The following is a 16,359-nucleotide window of genomic DNA, read 5'->3' on the forward strand; positions in this document are numbered from 1 at the left end:
GCCTCAGCCGACGCCGAGCGTGTTGATCGTGGCCGCGAGGAACAGGATGCTCGACCCGAGCAGGGTCAGCGCGCCGACGTCGAAGGGCTTGCTGCGCACCGCGAGCAGCCCCACCCGCGCGGTCGGCAGGCACAGCCGGAACGCCGCCGCAAGCAACGTCGCCCCACCGAAGAAGAACGCCCCACGCCGCCACCGATCGGACGCGACGAACACCACCGCCACCACGATGACCAGCGTCACAACCACCATCGGCAGATGGGAACGCAAGAATTCCGCCCCCGGACTGCGTCGCCCGGCGACAGGCGTGTCGGCATCGGTCACGCCCCGATTCTTGCAGACTCGCGCCGCCGCTCCCGATCGGCGTGGGCCAGGTTCCTCGAATCTATCGCCGATGAGGAAATCGAACTCGTCGATCCGACCCGGACCGATCTCCTGCGGATGGCGGAGCTGGTTCGAAAGTACGCCGACTTCCCACTGGGTGCTGTCGATGCCGCCGTCTCAGCCGTTGCCGAACGACTTGACGTGAAGGAAGTCGCGACATTGTTTCGCCGACACTTCAGCGCGGTCCGAACCAATCACCCAGTCCCACTCCGACTGTTACCGGAGTGACCGACGAGGTCGTGGCTCTGAACACTCCGGGGAACCGGCAACTGCGCCGGGCCGTCGATCCAACCTTCCCTCTAAGCTCGAAACACATTGTCGAGCAAGCATATTGGTTCCCCGAAAGCAGGGGCATGTGCGCGAGCTGGCATCATCTCGATCATGATCCTTCGACGACTCCCCCTTCTCGCGCTCGCCGCGCTTCCGGTGGTGCTGGGTTCCGGCGCCACCGCTACCGCGACACCTCCGCTGTCGCCTCCGGTGCTCGAGGAGGTCTTCTCGGTGCCCGGAACCGTGTCGGCGAAGTTCCACAACCCCAACGCCGAGGGCGTGTGCTGGGTGTACAACGACGACACCGGGGAGATCTTCGGCGGCAACAATCCCACGTCGTTCGCCATCGCCGACGGCAAGATGGTCCAGACGTCGCTCGGCAACGGGTCCCTGCCCGCCGGACAGATGCGCGTGCGTGGCGCATGCGCCTGGGAACGGCCCACCGGCGATCCCCGCGCGGGCGACACCGCGACGACGGACATCGTCACCGTCGACGTGATCGGCAAGCCGAGCACGGGCAGCTTCGGCTGAGGCCTCGCCGGTAGCCCCGGCGGTCGCGGCGCCTGGTTGACTGGCACCCGTGTTCCATCTGATGTTCCACGAGCCGTGCATTCCGCCGAATACCGGCAACGCGATCCGGTTGGTCGCGGGGACCGGGTGTCATCTGCACCTGATCGAGCCGTTGGGGTTCGATCTGTCGGAGCCGAAGTTGCGCCGGGCCGGGTTGGATTACCACGATCTGGCGTCGGTGACGGTGCACGCGACTCTGGCGGCCGCGTGGGAGACGTTGCGGCCGGAGCGGGTTTTCGCGTTCACCACGCAGGCCACCACCCGGTTCACGGACGTGGCCTACCAGGAGAACGACGTGCTGCTGTTCGGCACCGAACCCACGGGCCTGCCCGCGGAGGTGCTGGCCGACCCGCACGTCACCGACCGGCTGCGGATCCCGATGCTGCCCGGCCGCCGCTCCATGAACCTGTCCAACGCGGCCGCGGTCACCGTCTACGAAGCATGGCGCCAACTGGGCTTTCCCGGCGGCGTATAGGCGTGGTCATGGCAGATCGATCTCGAAGCGCTTGAAGCGAGACGTCGTGCCCGCGGCCAGCCGGACGGCGGACTTGGGGACTCCGTAGTGCTCGGCGAGCAGTTCGACGGCCGCCTTGTTGGCTTTTCCCTCGACGGCGGGAGCCCGCACGTACAGCTGCAGACTGCCGTCGTCGAGGGTTTCCACCAGCGGGCCCTTACGGCTGTTCGGCTTGATCGTCGCCCTTACCACCGTCGGCATTCTCGCCTCCTGCGCTGGTCTGCGCGCCGTCCGCGGCGCTGCTCGCGGGCTCGACGGGAGCCTGCGCCGATTCTTCCCTACGCGGCGCGGGCTTCCGACGCCGCACCAGGCGCGCGATACCCCACAGCACCGCGGCCACCACAGCGAGGAAGCCGAGCCAGGGAATCGCTCTGCCGCTGAACACGACGGCGTCCTGCAGCCAGTCCACCAGGGAATTCCAGCCGGCGACGATGCCGTCCCAGAAATTGTCCGGGTCGTCGCCGGGCCCGTCGCGGTCGGTGGTGATCTCGATGGTCAGCGTGGACAAGGCGACCTGGTCGTCGAGGCGTCGCTTCTGCGCGGTGAGGCTGTCCAATTCACCCTGGCGGCTCGACAGCGCCTGCTCGGCGGCGAGCAGGTCGGAGGTATTGGTGGCGCCCGCGATGAGCGCGCGCAGCCGGTCCACCGACGCTTGCAGGGCCTTGATCCGCGCGTCCAGATCCTCCCACTGCATGGTGACGTCGTCGCGGTTGGTGGTGACCCGGGTGACCTGCCCGACCCCGCCGAGACCGGTGATGAACGCGTCGGTCTTGTCCGCGGGCAGGCGGACGACGAGCGTGGCGCTGGGCTCGGTGTCGTCGGTGCCGGGCTGCTCGGTGCGGCTGTCGACCCGGCCGCCCGCGGCCCGCACCTGGTCGATGATCGTGCCCGCCGCGGCGACCGGCGCGGCGGCGGTGATCTCCACGCTGCCGGTGACCACTTCCTTGCGCGTGGACACCGGTTCGCCGCCGGAGTTGTTGTCCCGCTTCGGAGGCGCGAGCTCGTGCGCTCCCGGCGGCACGATCGCGGGGGCGGCGGGACCGGTGACCACCGTCGACGACCGGTCCCGCGCGGGTCTCGCGTCGTCGTCCCCGCAACCGACGAGCAGAACCAACCCCAGCACGCCGACACACAGCACAGCAAGCTTCCTCATGCCTGGCACAGTAGCCGTTTACGCTGCGCGGACAGCCCCGCATAACGGTTTCCTAGAGCGCTTCTAATACTTCTTTAAAGCAATGGGCTCAACGGAAGTCGCGCGATGTGGACGCCATCCGCAGATCCATGCGCTGGAGATGTTCGGCGACCACGCTGACCACGCCTTCGGCATTCTGCACCCGGCCGCGGATGAGCAGAGCGGCGGCGCCCTGGGCCAGACGCCGGTAACGCCGCCACAGCCCCAGCGAGCAGACGATGTTCACCATGCCGGTCTCGTCTTCCAGATTGAGGAAGGTGACGCCCTCCGCGGTGGCGGGACGCTGCCGGTGTGTCACCGCGCCGCCCACCAGCACACGAGAGCCGTCGGGCACGGTGAGCAGGCCCGCGGCCGGTACGACGCCGAGCGCGTCCAAGTGCGGGCGCAAGAATTCCGTCGGATAGCTGCCCGGCGAGACGCCGGTGGCCCATACGTCGGCGGCCGCCAGCTCGAGGTCGCTCATCCCGGGCAGAGCGGGCGCGGTGGTGGCCGCGCCGGTACCGGGCAACCGGTCCGAGCGCTCGCCCGCGGCGGCGCCCGCCGCCCAGAGCGCCTCGCGGCGGGTGATCCCGAGACTGCCGAGCGCGCCCGCCGTGGCGAGCGACTCCGCTTGCGCCACAGTCAGTTCCACCCGGCCGGTCAGGTCGAGGAAGGACGTGTAGGGCCGCTCGCCCCTGGCGGTGACGATGCGTTCGGCGAGGTCGTCGCCGATCTGGCGGATCGCGGCGAGACCCAGGCGCACCTCGGTGCCCTGAGCCTCCAGCGTCGCCTCGGCCCGGCTGGCGTTGACGTCGGGACCATGCACCGCCACCGCGTGCCTGCGCGCGTCGGCGACCAGCGACTGCGGCGAGTAGAACCCCATCGGCTGGGCGCGCAGCAGACCCGCGCAGAAGGCGGCGGGATGGTGCAGTTTGAACCAGGCCGAGTAGTACACGATCGCGGCGAAGCTCTGCGAATGACTCTCCGGGAAGCCGAAATTCGCGAAGGCGTAGAGCTTCTCGTAGATCCGGTCGGCGACTTCGCCGGTGATCCCGTGCCGCTCGCGCATGCCCTGGTAGAGCCGCGCCTTCAGGCGCTCCATGCGCTCCGTGGACCGCTTGGAGCCCATGGCGCGGCGCAGCTGATCGGCCTCGACGGCGGTGAATCCGGCGACGTCGACGGCCATCTGCATGAGCTGCTCCTGGAACAGCGGCACGCCGAGCGTGCGTTCCAGCGAATTCTTCAGCGCCGGATGGTCGTAGACGACGTCCTCCACGCCGTTGCGCCTGCGGATGTAGGGATGCACCGAGCCGCCCTGGATCGGGCCGGGACGGATCAGCGCCACCTCGACCACCAGGTCGTAGAAGCTGCGCGGGCGCAGCCGGGGCAAGGTCGCCATCTGCGCGCGCGACTCGACCTGGAAGACGCCGACCGAGTCCGCGCGCGCCAGCATCTCGTAGACCTCGGGCTCGGCCAGGTCCAGCGAGTGCAGCTCGACGGTCTCGCCTTTGTGCTCGCGCACCAGGTCGATCATGTAGTGCAGGGCCGAGAGCATGCCGAGGCCGAGCAGGTCGAACTTCACCAGATCGATGGCGGCGCAATCGTCCTTGTCCCACTGCAGGACGCTGCGGCCGGGCATGCGCGCCCATTCCACCGGGCAGACGTCGGCGATCGGCCGGTCGCAGATCACCATGCCGCCGGAGTGGATGCCCAAGTGCCTGGGCAGGCCCTCGATGTCGGCGGCCAGTTCCAGCACCTCGGCGGGGATGTCGGTGTTCGTCTCGGCGCCGACGCCCGTCCAGCGGCTCACCTGCTTGCTCCACGCGTCCTGCTGCCCGGGTGAGAACCCCAGCGCCCGTGCGGCATCCCGGACCGCGGACTTGCCGCGGTAGGTGATCACGTTGGCCACCTGCGCGGCGTATTCGCGGCCGTACTTCCGGTAGACGTGCTGGATGGCCTCTTCGCGGCGGTCGGATTCGATGTCGACGTCGATGTCGGGCGGACCGTCGCGCTCCGGGGAGAGGAAACGCTCGAACAGCAATTGATTACGAACCGGGTCGACATTGGTGATGCCGATGGCATAGCAGACCGCGGAGTTGGCCGCCGAACCGCGCCCCTGGCACAGGATGTCGTTGTCCTTGCAGAAGCTGACGATGTCGTGCACCACCAGGAAGTAGCCGGGGAACTCCAGCTTCTCGATCACCGTGAGTTCGTGCTCGATCTGCCGGTAGGCCTCCGGGTTCTGCTCGGGGGTCCCATAGCGCGCCGCGGCGCCCGCCATCGTGAGCTCGCGCAGCCAGGACTGTTCGTCGTGCCCGGCGGGCACGTCGAAGGGCGGCAGGTGCGGAGCGATCAGCTGCAGGTCGAAGGCGCATTCGCGGGCCAGGGCCGCCGCGTTCGCCACCGCCTGCGGGCAGTCGGCGAACAACCGCGCCATTTCCGCCCCGGACCGCAGATGCGCGCCGCCCACCGGCGCCAGCCAGCCCGCTATCTCGTCCAGGCTCTGTCCGGCCCGGATCGCCGCGAGCGCCATGGCGCGGCGACGCCGGCTCGGCGCGGCGAAATGCGCTCCGGTGGTGGCGAGCACGGGCAGGCCGACGCGATCGGCCAAGGCGATCAGGTGCGCGTTGCGCTCGTCGTCCTCCGGGATGCCGTGCTGGGTCAGTTCCACGCTCACCCGGTCGGCGCCGAAGCGCTCGGTCAGCTCACGCAGCGCGGCTTCCGCCCGTTCCAGGCGGGTGCTGCCTGCGCGCAGGTCGAGCTCGAGCGCCCGGCGCAGCTGCCCCTTCCGGCACCCGGTGAGGATCTGCCAGTGCCCCTCGGCCGCCGCGGTGAGCGTGTCGAGGTCGTAACGCAGGATCCCTTTCTCCCCGGCGGCCATGTGCGCGGCGGCGATCTCGCGGGAGAGTCTGCGGTAGCCCTCCTGGCCGCGGGCGAGCACCAGCAGGTGCGGCCCGGCCGGGTCCGGCGCGCCGGTGCGCGGCGCCGAGTCGGGGGCGACGGCGTGCCCGCTCGCGGAGCCGGGAACGTGCGGCTCGGCAGCCGTGCCGAGGGACAGCTCGGCGCCGAAGACGGTGGGCATTCCCCATTCCCTGGCCGCCTCGGCGAAGCGGACGGTGCCGTAGAAGCCGTCGTGGTCGGTGAGCGCGATCGCCGTCAGGCCGAGCCGTACCGCCTCCTCCACCAGTTCCTCCGGTGGGCTGGCGCCGTCCAGGAAGCTGTAGGCCGAATGCGCGTGCAACTCCGCGTACGGGACCGGTGGCTCTTCGGCGCGTCGCACCGGCTCGGCGTGGTACTCGCCGCGCTTGCGCGACCACGCAGGGCTGTCGCCGCCGTCGCCCGGATACATCGCGTCGGGGTTCGTCCGTCCAGGCCGCCCGGACAGCACCCGCTCCATCTCCGCCCAGCTGGGCGGACCGTTGCCCCAGCCCACGACTCACCTCCTCGTCTCGAACATACATTCGATGCGTGACGATGTACAGGCAGGTCAGGCCACCGACAGGCGTTCGATGGACCCGGCGGCCAGCGCGGCTTCGACACCCTTCAGCCGAGCGCGGATGAGCGCGCCGTAGGCATCGGAGGCGAGGACGTCGAGATGCCCGCGAGCGATCGCCAGTTGCATCCTGGCCACTTCGAACTCGCCGACCCGGCGATGACTGTCGGCCAGGTTGAGATAGAGCGAGGGCAAGAAGCCGCGCAGCCCTTCGTCGAGCGGCACTCCGGGGCCGAACACCGCGGCCAGTGCGCGCTGATCCCAGCGCAACGCCTCGGCGGGCTCCTCTTGGAGATCGGCGAGATGATGGGCGACCACGCAGCGCTGCAACGCTCCGCCGCGTTCGCCGAGTTCGTCCCAGAGCTTTTCCAACGCCCGTCGCCCCGCCGCGGGGTCGACGCCACCGAGCCGCACCGCGGCAAACACCTCCGCCATCCGATCGTCCGACATGCGGTGAAGTATCGCACATATGTTCGAACGTTTCGAGAGTTGTTCGATGCGTTTCGCGCACCCGAAAACCCCGCGCCCGTGCGGTTCTCGAACACGCCCGCGCGGACGCGACCACGGGGTGGCGCGCCGATCCGAGTGCGATCGGGGCACTTGGCAGCGAACTTACTTCGGAGTAAGTTCATGGCCACCAGATCTGCAAAGGAGCAGCGATGACCGACGCATCCGCTGAGCCCACCCGGCGCCGCACCCGCGACCTCACCGGACGGCACGTCCTCATCACCGGAGCGTCCTCCGGAATCGGCCGGGCGGCGGCGGTGGCAGTGGCGGGCAAAGGCGCCACCGTCTTTCTCCTCGCGCGCCGGGGCGAGGAACTCGCCGCCGTCGTCGACGAGATCCGGACCGCGGGTGGCTCGGCTTACGGATACTCCTGCGACATCACCGACACCGACTCGGTCGACCACGTGGTCGAGACCATCCTGCGCGAACACGACCACGTGGACATGCTGGTCAACAACGCGGGCCGCTCGATCCGCCGCGCCATCCACCGCTCCACCGACCGGCTGCACGACTTCGAACGCACCATGGCCGTCAACTACTTCGGCGCGCTGCGGCTGACGCTGGCCCTGCTGCCGCAGATGCGGGAACGCAAGTTCGGGCACATCGTCAACATCAGCAGCGCGGGCGTGCAGATGGCCATGCCGCGGTTCTCGGCGTATCTGGCCAGCAAGGCGGCGCTGGACAAGTTCACCGAGGTGGCTGCCGTCGAGACCATGGCCGACGGCGTCACGTTCACCACCATCCACATGCCGCTGGTGCGCACCCCGATGATCACCCCGAGCGGCGAACAGGGCCCCGCCGAGTCCCCCGAGTGGGCGGCCGCGACCATCGTGCGCGCGCTGACCGAACGGCCCAAACGCATCGACGTACCGCTGGGCACCATCGCCGAATACGGCGCGCTGCTCACCCCGAAGATCCGCGACCGCGTCCTGCACCGTTACTACCGCGCCCTGCCCGACTCCCCCGCGGCCAAGGGCGAACCGAACGTGCCCGGCGAACCGGCCGACCCCATCGCCGCGCTCCCCGCGCCCCGCACCCGGTCGACCGCCCGCCGCGTCACAGGCACAGCCTTACGCCGCGCCGCCCGCTGGGTACCCGGCACCCATTGGTGAGCCGAAAGAAGGTCAGCCCGCCAGGAACGGCCGAACGGCGGCGGCGAACTCCCAGTAGCGGTCGCGATGGATGCTGTGGCCGCAGGTGAAGGTGGTGACCGTGCAGTCCGCGAGGCCGGCTCGCAGGACGGTGAGCTTCTCCGGATCCACCATGCCGCCCGGGCCGCCGCACAGCACCAGGGTGGGTGCGGTGATGTCGGAGAGCCGGTCCCACCACTCCGGGTTCGGCTTGCGGAACTGCTCGAGCGCCGTCTTCGTCATGGAACGGTCGAACGCGAGCACCGCGCGCGGGTGCCGGACCAGGCTCGAGGTGGCGTGCCACAGTTCGGGCACGGTGGGAAACCGTCGGGTCAGACGCACTTCCTCGGCGCCGGACTGCAGCGGAAGCGGACACTCTTCCATGACCAGCCTGCGCACCAGTTCCGGCCGCTCCTGCGCGACCCGCGACACCGCGTAACCGCCGAGCGAATGCCCGACCAGGTCTACCGCGGGCAGTTCCAGATGGTCGCACAGGCGCAGTAGATCGTCGCCGAAGTCGTCGAAGAGGTAGGAACCGGCGTGTGAGCTACGGCCGTGTCCACGGAGATCGGGGATGATCACGCGGCGTCCGGACCGCATCAGAACGCGCGCGAACCGATCCCACGTATGTCCGTCGCCGCCCATCCCGTGCACCAGCAGCACGGGGATGTCGCTGACCGCGCCCACCCCCGAGTCCCGATAGGCGATCCGCACGTCTCCGAATGTCACCTGGCCCAGCGTCAGATCCACGACCAACGAGAATACCGGCAGTCATGCGCCGGCTCCGCGCGGTGTAGCGCTGATCACCCGCCGCAAACACGCAGTTCGAGTGGCACTTTGCCGAGATCGGCAGCGAGAGGTCACGAACTGTGCTGTCCCCGTCGGTATTTCGAGTTGCTCGAAAAATGCCTGGCGCGGACGCCGGCTCGGAACAATACTCGCCGCATGCCCTCCTTCGCCGATTTCGACCGCCGCGACTACCGCACCGTCGACGTCGCCACCGGGTACGACGGCTGGGCGCCCACCTACGAGCAAACGGTCCTGGACGAGATGGATCTCGCCCTGCTCGGGCGGTTGCACCTGGACCTCGGCCGAGTACGGCGCGCGGCCGACCTCGGCTGCGGCACCGGCCGAACCGGAAGCTGGTTGCGTGAGCAGGGGATAACGCACATCGATGGGGTCGACGTGAGCCGGGGAATGCTGGCCTCGGCCGCCGAACGCGGCGCCCACACCACGCTGACCCGCGCGGACGTGCGAGCCACCGGCCTGCCGGGCGGCGCCTACGACTTGGTGATCGCGTCCCTGATCGACGAGCACCTACCCGAGCTCGCGCCGTTCTACGCGGAGGCATGGCGGCTGGCCGCTCCGGGCGCTCGGTGCGTACTGGTCAGCTACCACCCGCAATTCATCATGGTGTCCGGAATGCCGACGCACTACACCGACCCGTCCGGCGAACCGGTGGCGATCAGCACCCACTTGCACTTGATCAGCGAGCACCTGACGGCAGGCCTGGCCGCGGGCTGGGTGCTCACCGAGGTAGCCGAGGCCTTGGTGGACGACGCCTGGCTGGCCCGCAAGCCGAAATGGGCCGCCCTGCGCGGCCATCCGTTCACGCTGGCGACGGTGTGGTCGCGCCCGGAGTGAGCCCGCCGCCGACCACGATCCGGGACTTCCCATGCGTCGGCGATCCGGCGGAAAATCGCAACGGCATCAGTCGTAAAGGCCTTCAGCGCGCCAAGTTTCGTCGTGATAGATCAGCAACAGCACTTTGCCCGCGGCAGGGTCGTCGTCGAGCTGGACCTGTGCGCGTGCGGTGAACGCGTCGTCCGAATCGGACGCCCACCAGCGTTCGTCCACCGGCCACGGGCCCGCCCAGCCGGTCAGCCGCCACTGTTTGCTTCCCCACCGCAGCAGTACGGGGTCGGCGTCGAACAGGGCGCGGTCGGTGACTTTGACGAGCGCGCCGTCGGCGGCTTCCAGCCGCACCAGCGGACGGTTCAGCAGGATCACGGCGGGGGCGGGCTCGGGCAGCCGCCCCGGCCAGGGCTGCGCCGGGTCGGCCGCGGGGACGAGTTCATCCCCCAGCGTGACCATGGTGATGCGGTCGGCGGGTCCGCGTCCACCGCTCAGGACGCCGACACGCACCGATTCCCCGCCGAGCAGGCCCTGCACCCGGATCAGCGCTCGACGGGCACGCTCGTCCTCTTCCCCGTCTCCACCCCACAACCCGAGTTGCAGCGCGCCCGCCGTGATCACCTCGACGGGTTCCAGCCGCAGCACGGTGATCGGCGCGGTGGGTCGCGCGCCGTCACGCCGGGTGAGCCAGCCGTCCAGCTGCCAGCGCACCCGATCGGCCGTGCCCTCCGGGGTGAGCGGCTCGGCGCAGCGCCAGATCCGCGAAAGATCTTCCCCAGCACCGGTTTCCGCGTGCACCGAAAGCCTGGTGCAGGCCAGCCCGGCAGCCGCGAGCGCGCTGTGCAGCCGGGTGGCGAGCAGGCGTCCGGCGAAGGCAGCCGCATCGACCCGCTCGATCGGCGGATCGCAGCGGTACTCCACCACCAGATCCGGCGGCGGCTGCCGCGCGGACGGCGGACGCTCCGGCTCGGCCCTGGCGCAGCGATGCGCGAGCACGGCGTCGGTCCCGAACCGAGAGGCGACCTCCGCCGCCGAGAGCGCGGCGAAATCCCCGATCCGGCGTAAACCCAAGCGGTGCAGCAGATCGACCAGATCGGCGCGTTCCGGGGCGGCCAGGCTCGGCTCGACCGCGAGTTCCCCCACCGGCAACGGTGCGAGGAAGCGCGCTCCCGCCCCCGCGGGCACGATCGCGGCGCGCCGGGCGGCGATCACCGCCGTGGACAACTCGTCGGCGATCCCGATCTGCGCCTCCGCCCCGGCCGCGGCCACCGCGTCGACCAGCCGCTCGGCCGCCGCCTCCTCGGACCCGAAGAACCGCGCCGCACCGCGCGCGGCGAGCACCAGCAACCCGGGGCGCAGCACCTCCACTCCGGGCACCGTCGCGGCCACCGCCGCCACCACCGGTTCGAACAGTCGCGCGTCGCGATCCTGATCTTGTTGCGCGAGGAACAGCTCGGGACACCGCGCCTGCGCTTCTCGGCGTTTCAGGCCGCGCCGCACCCCTTCGGTTCGCGCGATCGCCGAACAGGCCACTACCCGGTTGGCGAACAACACCGCCACCGGCCGCGTCGCGGGCAGACCCGCCGCCGCCGCCGCGGCGACCGCGGGCCAGTCGGGGCACCACAGGGCGAGCACCCGCTTCGACCCCGGCCGGGTCACGGCGCCGCACGACCTTCCACCATCCCCGGTTTCCGGCGACCAGCGCGTCCGCGCAAACGCCCTGCTCCGGCGGAACGGGCCGGGGCATCGCCCGACATGGGCTCGAGATAGCGGGCAAGACCGTCACACCGGCCCCTCGCGCGCTCGCCGCCGCCCATCCGCACTCCGGGACCGCGGTTGCGGCCGTCGTTACCAGCCGCGCCGAATCGCTCGGTCGGTGCGCCGGGCCGGATCGGCAGCGATCGCTCCCGGCGGAGGTGGGCCGGAGTCGTCGAGACGCCGGGGGCGGCCGCGGAGCTCGCAGGCACACTCACGACACCGCCTCCTGCGTGTCGATGGCTTCGACTGTTCGAGCGGCTTTTTCGCGCAACACCCATTCCACGCGCCCGGCGTTCGGGCACAGATCCAGCCGTCCGCGCCGCGGCGGTCCCGCCTTGCCACGCACCTCGACCGTCAAGCCGAGCGAACGCAAGCGTCCACGCCCGCGGCCGAGCCCGGTATACCCCGAGACGCGGGCGTCGAGCCGCAGAGACGCGCCCGGCCAGCGACCGTCGGCGACCACGAGGGCGGCGCCCTTGTTGCGGGCGCGGGCCGCGATCACCCGGCTGCGCGCGGGCGCGACGGCCCCGCCGCCGAGCCCGAGCACGACCAGATCGAGCCCGTCGAGCAGCACCGCGGCCACCTCTACCGGGTCGGGGCCGGGGTCGGCGATCACGGCCAGCCGCCGCAGCTGCGCGCCCATCTCCACCGCGGCGAGCAGACCGAGCCGGGGCATGCCGACCACCGCGGCATGCCCGCCGCCTTCGGTCACCGCGGCGAGCAGGCCGGCCAGCAGCGAGTTCGCCCCCGAATACGCCACGACGGAACCCTTGGTCAAGCCACCATCGGGCAACAGTGGTGCGAGCGCCGCGGGCACGGGCAGCGCCGCTCCCCGCGATCCGGCGTCGAGTGGCACCCGATGCGCCGCCGATTCCCCGCGACCCGGTACCGCGGCCATGCGTCTGCGCAGTTCAGCCAGCGATGGAGCGTCCCCCCGCCCACCACCGCGCGCCGGCGCGCCCCGATTCACCCCTCCCTGCGAGATCGCATCCGAACCCATCCCAACACCTACTTCCCACGATGGACCCGAGGCGAAGCATGCGGAGCGACCCTCGATTCGAGTGTCAGCACCGATACAGCTATCGATTGATATCGAATATACGTTCGATACCGACCCAGTAGAAACCGACCCCCAGGTTTCGTCAAGAGCGCAGCGCTTCGTGTCGCCCGAACGGTGCATCGAGCGGATTTCCTCCTGGTCCACCAGGCCGGGCGCGCATTCGGCCGCGCGGCGGGAACCGGCTCCGCCCTACCCGCGGGCGAAAGCGATCCGCCGGCAAACCGGGATCGCAACCCCGATTCCGCCCGGCAACCCACGCCGAGGGACGTGATTCTCGATGCGAGAACAGGCGGGGCAGAATCCGGCGGGTGCCCGGCTACGGCACCGCAGCACCCGTTCATCGGTATGGTGTGTGACACACATCCGACCCAGCGTCAGCAGGCACCCCCGGCCGTACGGCCGCGCCTGCTGTCGCGCCTATGCGCGAACACGAATCAGGCCAGCTAGCCTCATTTTCCGCTACCCTGCACCCGTGACCGAACGCGCTCGTCCCACTGTCGGCCCCCAATATCTCGTCGCAGGCCGCTATCGCCTCCAGTCGAAGCTGGGGGGCGGCGGCATGGGCGCGGTCTGGCTGGCGCACGACCGCCTGCTCGACCGGGACGTCGCGATCAAGCAGGTGCTCACCACGGCCGGGTTGGACGAGGAAGAAGCGAACGCCGTCCGCAACCAGATCATGCACGAGGGCCGGGTCGCCGCGAAACTCTCGCACGACCACGCGATCGCCGTCTACGACGTGGTGCTCGAAGCCGGTGAGCCCTGGCTCGTGATGGAGCACCTACCCTCCCGCAGTGTCGCGAAAGCGCTCGCGCTGGTCGACACCCTGCCGCCGATCGAGGTCGCGCAGATCGGCGCTCAGGTCGCCGACGCGCTGGCCGCCGCGCACGCGGTCGGGATCGTGCACCGGGATATCAAGCCGGGCAACATCCTCGTCGCCGACCGCGGCCCCGGCGTGGGCATGGCGAAACTCAGCGACTTCGGCATCTCCCGCGGTGCGGGCGATCTGTCCGACGAACCGGACGGCGTGATCACCGGCACCCCCTCCTACCTGCCGCCCGAGGTGGCGCGCGGGGCACAGCCGACCAAAGCCAGCGACGTGTTCTCCCTGGGCGCCACGCTCTACACCGCGATCGAAGGGCAGCCGCCGTACGGATTCGACGAGGACAGCGACGTCATCGTGCACCGCGCCGCCATGGCGCAGATCATCCCGCCGACCCGCAGCGGCGCGCTCACCCAGGCGCTGCTGCACATGATGGAGCCCGCGCCGCAGCGCCGCCCGACCATGGCCGAGGCGCGCGACGAGATCCTCACCGCGGCTTTCGGCCCCGGTACCGGACCGTACATTCTCGGCGCGCCCGTCCGCACCGAGGACGGAACCATCCCGTTCTGGGCCGCCCGCAATTCGGCGTCCGGCATCCGCAGCCCCCACTCCACGCCGCTCCCCCGCCCGCATCGCAACCACGTGGGCGCCACCGCGGCCACACCTGGGCAGCGCGCCAAGAACCCGCAGCCGAGCAACGCCCCCTTGGCCATCGCCGTGGGTCTTCTGATCGGCCTGATCATCATCATCGCGATCATCGTCGCCGTCCTCTGACGTCCGCGCGTATCCAGCGGGTGGCGAGCGGCGGTCAGTCGATGCGGCGGCGGTGGGCCCAGCGGGTCAGGGCGTTGCGGTTGGACTGCTGAGTCTTGCGCAGCACGTTGGAGGCGTGCGTCTCCACGGTTTTCACGGAGATGAACAGGTTTTCGGCGATCTCGCGATAGGTGTAGCCGCGGGCGAGCAGGCGCAGCACCTCCAGCTCGCGCGGCGTCAGTGAGTCGAGTTCGGGGTCGAGGGGCGGTTCGGGCACCGGGGACCTCCCGGTGAACGAGTCCAGCACGAATCCGGCCAATCGCGGGCTGAAGACCGCGTCGCCGCCCGCCACCCTGCGGATGCCGTCGGCCAGCTCGGCTCCCGAAATCGTCTTGGTCACATACCCTCTGGCCCCGGCCCGGATCACCGCGATCACGTCCTCGGCCGCGTCGGACACGCTCAACGCCAGGCACACCGGTCCCGGTTCGATACCGGCCAGCACCGCCACCCCGCCGCCGTCGGGCATGTGCACGTCGAGCAGGACGACGTCCGGACGCTCGGCGTTGATCCCGGCCACCGCCTCCGCCACCCCGCCGGCCTCCCCGACCACCTCCATGTCCGCCTCCCGGCTCAACTCGGCACGCACACCCGACCGAAAAACGGCGTGATCATCGACGAGAAAGACCCGCACGGTCACCTACTTCTCCTAACCGACCCTTGACCCCCAACCCGTACCACACTCGTCCCCCACGCGCCCCGCGGAATTTCACGTCCGGACGCCCGCTGTGCCGACCGCGCGGAATCGAAAGGAGTCCGCGTCCTAGTGGGGGACACTCGCGGCGGGAGCGGGCTCTTCCTCCGCGGTGGGGCAACCGGAGTCGCTGCGCGGCATGATGATCCGGACCTCGGTGCCGCGGCCCGGCGTCGACAGGATGTCCACCTGGCCCCCGCGGCGCTCGATCCGGCCGCGCACGGACTTGGCCAGGCCGCGACGATCTTCCGGCACGGACGCGAGGTCGAAGCCGGAGCCGCGGTCACGGACGAAGATGCTCACCTGATGCGGCTCCACCTCGGCGAACAGGTCGATCTCCGGGACGCCCGCGTGCTTCGCGGCGTTGACCAGCGCTTCCCTGCTCGCCCCGAGCAATGCGGTGAAGTGCTCTTTCGGCAGACCAGCCCCGGAGCCGTCGACGTCCATCGACACGTCGCCGACGGTCACCGGCGCCACCTTCACGCCGTGCTGGTCCTCCACCTCGCCCGCGATGGTCCGCAGGGCCGCGGCCAGGCTCGACTGCGCGGGGGCGGCATCCTCGAACAGCCATTTCCGCAATTCCCGCTCCTGGCTGCGGGCCAGTCGCAGCACCTCCTGCGGGTCGTCGGCCTGGCGCTGGATGAGCGCGAGCGTCTGGAGCACCGAATCGTGCAGATGCGAGGCGATCTCCTCGCGTTCCTCGTTGCGGATGCGCGCGGCGCGCTCGGCGTTCAACGCGCGCATCATGCGCAGCCACAGCGGAACCGTCAGCAACCCTGCGCCGATCAGCGTGACCGCGACCGCGAGCAGCGCCGATCCGAGCGAGCTCAGATCGATCCGCGCCAGCACCACCACTCCGAGACCGGCCACGATCAGCGTCACACCGGCGACGATGCGCGACCAGGTGACCACCGAGGGCCGCGCGGGCATTCCGAGCAGCGAACGCGGCCCGTCGACGTCGTACTCCCGCCATACCAGCGCCGCACCGACCGCGACCACGATGATCGGCGCGATCACCTTCGCCGCCGTCCCGCTGAACACCCACGACACGGCGACCGCGAGCCCGAGCCCGAGCATGGCGAGCCCGATCGCCTGCCGACGCTCCGCACCGGAGGGTTTCGCCTGGTCCGACCCGCCCGGCGAGAAGATCCACAGCAGTCCGTAGGCGACGATGCCCGCCCCGGCCAGCGCGGACAACAGCACGAACGCCATCCGCACCTTGAACACGTCGACGTCCAGATGGTCGGCCAGACCGCCCGCTACCCCGCCGACGATCCGGCCGCCGGACCGGCGGACCATCCGCGCCTGCGGCGGCCAGGGAACCGGCGCGGGCGCGGGTCCCAGCCCGCGGGCAGCGTCGAACCCCCGAGTGTCGAACGCGGGAACAGACGGGTACATGTCTTCGATACTGCCCGACAACGCAGCTGCCAGCCATCGGGATTCACCCTGATCTTGCTGGACGACACCCACGCCGACCAGGGCAGACGCGGTCGGTCCCACCCAGGCACAGGCATAGCTGGATGATTGCTACATCAGTCGATCGGTC

At 70.3% G+C, this 16,359-nt stretch carries 16 protein-coding genes; 6 read left to right on the top strand and 10 right to left on the bottom strand.

Annotation, left to right across the window (positions count from 1 at the left end; genetic code table 11):
- Window positions 1–3: 3 nt before the first annotated feature.
- The gene (locus GVY64_RS05785) at window positions 4–249 is read right to left on the bottom strand and encodes a DUF3017 domain-containing protein (RefSeq protein WP_051174893.1); all 246 of its coding nucleotides are present in this window, start codon (window positions 247–249) and stop codon (window positions 4–6) included.
- Between the two features lie 6 nt (window positions 250–255).
- On the opposite strand from GVY64_RS05785, the gene GVY64_RS37160 reads away from it, so the two are divergent.
- The 3 genes from GVY64_RS37160 (at window position 256) to GVY64_RS05800 (ending at window position 1,696) form a co-directional block, all read left to right on the top strand.
- A complete protein-coding gene (locus tag GVY64_RS37160) occupies window positions 256–609 on the top strand; it encodes a hypothetical protein (protein ID WP_201297914.1) in 354 nt (117 codons plus the stop codon).
- A 153-nt stretch (window positions 610–762) separates the two neighbouring features.
- Complete coding sequence (locus GVY64_RS05795; RefSeq protein ID WP_159839529.1) at window positions 763–1,182, top strand: hypothetical protein; 420 nt, start codon at window positions 763–765, stop codon at window positions 1,180–1,182.
- Window positions 1,183–1,231: 49 nt separating this feature from the next.
- Window positions 1,232–1,696 carry a tRNA (cytidine(34)-2'-O)-methyltransferase gene (locus GVY64_RS05800; RefSeq protein WP_159839531.1) on the top strand — a complete coding sequence of 155 codons (465 nt, stop codon included), beginning with the start codon at window positions 1,232–1,234 and terminating at the stop codon, window positions 1,694–1,696.
- Window positions 1,697–1,702: 6 nt separating this feature from the next.
- Here GVY64_RS05800 and GVY64_RS05805 read toward each other — a convergent pair whose 3' ends face one another.
- The 4 genes from GVY64_RS05805 to GVY64_RS05820 all read right to left on the bottom strand — a co-directional run bounded on the left by GVY64_RS05805 (window position 1,703) and on the right by GVY64_RS05820 (window position 6,849).
- A complete protein-coding gene (locus GVY64_RS05805) occupies window positions 1,703–1,936 on the bottom strand; it encodes a DUF167 domain-containing protein (protein ID WP_159839533.1) in 234 nt (77 codons plus the stop codon).
- Entirely contained in the window at window positions 1,893–2,888 is a 996-nt protein-coding gene (locus GVY64_RS05810) for a DUF4349 domain-containing protein (protein WP_159839535.1), read from the bottom strand. The genes GVY64_RS05805 and GVY64_RS05810 overlap by 44 nt, the downstream gene beginning before the upstream one ends.
- Window positions 2,889–2,976: 88 nt before the next feature.
- Complete coding sequence (locus tag GVY64_RS05815) at window positions 2,977–6,339, bottom strand: error-prone DNA polymerase (RefSeq protein WP_159839537.1); 3,363 nt, start codon at window positions 6,337–6,339, stop codon at window positions 2,977–2,979.
- A 54-nt stretch (window positions 6,340–6,393) separates the two neighbouring features.
- Window positions 6,394–6,849 (bottom strand): hypothetical protein, encoded by a 456-nt coding sequence (locus GVY64_RS05820; RefSeq protein WP_159839539.1) that lies wholly within the window; start codon window positions 6,847–6,849, stop codon window positions 6,394–6,396.
- 209 nt (window positions 6,850–7,058) lie between these two features.
- Here GVY64_RS05820 and GVY64_RS05825 point away from each other — a divergent pair, with 209 nt between their 5' ends.
- Complete coding sequence (locus tag GVY64_RS05825) at window positions 7,059–8,018, top strand: SDR family NAD(P)-dependent oxidoreductase (protein ID WP_159839541.1); 960 nt, start codon at window positions 7,059–7,061, stop codon at window positions 8,016–8,018.
- Window positions 8,019–8,030: 12 nt separating this feature from the next.
- On the opposite strand, the gene GVY64_RS05830 is transcribed toward GVY64_RS05825, so the two are convergent.
- On the bottom strand, window positions 8,031–8,786 hold the full coding sequence (locus GVY64_RS05830; protein ID WP_159839543.1) for an alpha/beta fold hydrolase: 756 nt from the start codon (window positions 8,784–8,786) through the stop codon (window positions 8,031–8,033).
- 195 nt (window positions 8,787–8,981) lie between these two features.
- On the opposite strand from GVY64_RS05830, the gene GVY64_RS05835 reads away from it, so the two are divergent.
- A complete protein-coding gene (locus tag GVY64_RS05835) occupies window positions 8,982–9,680 on the top strand; it encodes a class I SAM-dependent DNA methyltransferase (protein ID WP_159839545.1) in 699 nt (232 codons plus the stop codon).
- A 66-nt stretch (window positions 9,681–9,746) separates the two neighbouring features.
- Here GVY64_RS05835 and GVY64_RS05840 read toward each other — a convergent pair whose 3' ends face one another.
- Both GVY64_RS05840 and GVY64_RS05845 read right to left on the bottom strand, forming a co-directional pair.
- Window positions 9,747–11,330 carry a DNA polymerase Y family protein gene (locus GVY64_RS05840; protein WP_159839547.1) on the bottom strand — a complete coding sequence of 528 codons (1,584 nt, stop codon included), beginning with the start codon at window positions 11,328–11,330 and terminating at the stop codon, window positions 9,747–9,749.
- Between the two features lie 310 nt (window positions 11,331–11,640).
- Window positions 11,641–12,429 (bottom strand): hypothetical protein, encoded by a 789-nt coding sequence (locus GVY64_RS05845; protein WP_159839549.1) that lies wholly within the window; start codon window positions 12,427–12,429, stop codon window positions 11,641–11,643.
- Between the two features lie 532 nt (window positions 12,430–12,961).
- On the opposite strand from GVY64_RS05845, the gene GVY64_RS05850 reads away from it, so the two are divergent.
- Complete coding sequence (locus GVY64_RS05850; protein WP_159839551.1) at window positions 12,962–14,083, top strand: serine/threonine-protein kinase; 1,122 nt, start codon at window positions 12,962–12,964, stop codon at window positions 14,081–14,083.
- Between the two features lie 34 nt (window positions 14,084–14,117).
- Here the strand turns inward: GVY64_RS05850 and GVY64_RS05855 are convergent, their stop codons facing one another.
- Window positions 14,118–14,753, bottom strand: coding sequence for a response regulator (locus GVY64_RS05855; protein WP_159839697.1), 636 nt, complete (start codon window positions 14,751–14,753; stop codon window positions 14,118–14,120).
- 129 nt (window positions 14,754–14,882) lie between these two features.
- Window positions 14,883–16,211: an ATP-binding protein gene (locus GVY64_RS05860; RefSeq protein ID WP_159839553.1), complete on the bottom strand. Its 1,329-nt coding sequence runs from the start codon at window positions 16,209–16,211 to the stop codon at window positions 14,883–14,885.
- Window positions 16,212–16,359 lie beyond the last annotated feature (148 nt).

The sequence above is a fragment of the Nocardia sp. CY41 genome, from assembly GCF_009829325.1.
Lineage (GTDB): Bacteria > Actinomycetota > Actinomycetes > Mycobacteriales > Mycobacteriaceae > Nocardia.

What these genes read in the sequence shown, in the direction of transcription:
- GVY64_RS05825 (WP_159839541.1), top strand. Translation starts at nt 7,059, where the DNA reads ATGACCGACGCATCCGCTGAGCCCACCCGGCGCCGCACCCGCGACCTC.
- GVY64_RS05785 (WP_051174893.1), bottom strand. Translation starts at nt 249, where the DNA reads ATGGTGGTTGTGACGCTGGTCATCGTGGTGGCGGTGGTGTTCGTCGCG.
- GVY64_RS37160 (WP_201297914.1), top strand. Translation starts at nt 256, where the DNA reads ATGGGAACGCAAGAATTCCGCCCCCGGACTGCGTCGCCCGGCGACAGG.
- GVY64_RS05820 (WP_159839539.1), bottom strand. Translation starts at nt 6,849, where the DNA reads ATGTCGGACGATCGGATGGCGGAGGTGTTTGCCGCGGTGCGGCTCGGT.
- GVY64_RS05845 (WP_159839549.1), bottom strand. Translation starts at nt 12,429, where the DNA reads ATGGGTTCGGATGCGATCTCGCAGGGAGGGGTGAATCGGGGCGCGCCG.
- GVY64_RS05805 (WP_159839533.1), bottom strand. Translation starts at nt 1,936, where the DNA reads ATGCCGACGGTGGTAAGGGCGACGATCAAGCCGAACAGCCGTAAGGGC.
- GVY64_RS05860 (WP_159839553.1), bottom strand. Translation starts at nt 16,211, where the DNA reads ATGTACCCGTCTGTTCCCGCGTTCGACACTCGGGGGTTCGACGCTGCC.
- GVY64_RS05835 (WP_159839545.1), top strand. Translation starts at nt 8,982, where the DNA reads ATGCCCTCCTTCGCCGATTTCGACCGCCGCGACTACCGCACCGTCGAC.
- GVY64_RS05810 (WP_159839535.1), bottom strand. Translation starts at nt 2,888, where the DNA reads ATGAGGAAGCTTGCTGTGCTGTGTGTCGGCGTGCTGGGGTTGGTTCTG.
- GVY64_RS05795 (WP_159839529.1), top strand. Translation starts at nt 763, where the DNA reads ATGATCCTTCGACGACTCCCCCTTCTCGCGCTCGCCGCGCTTCCGGTG.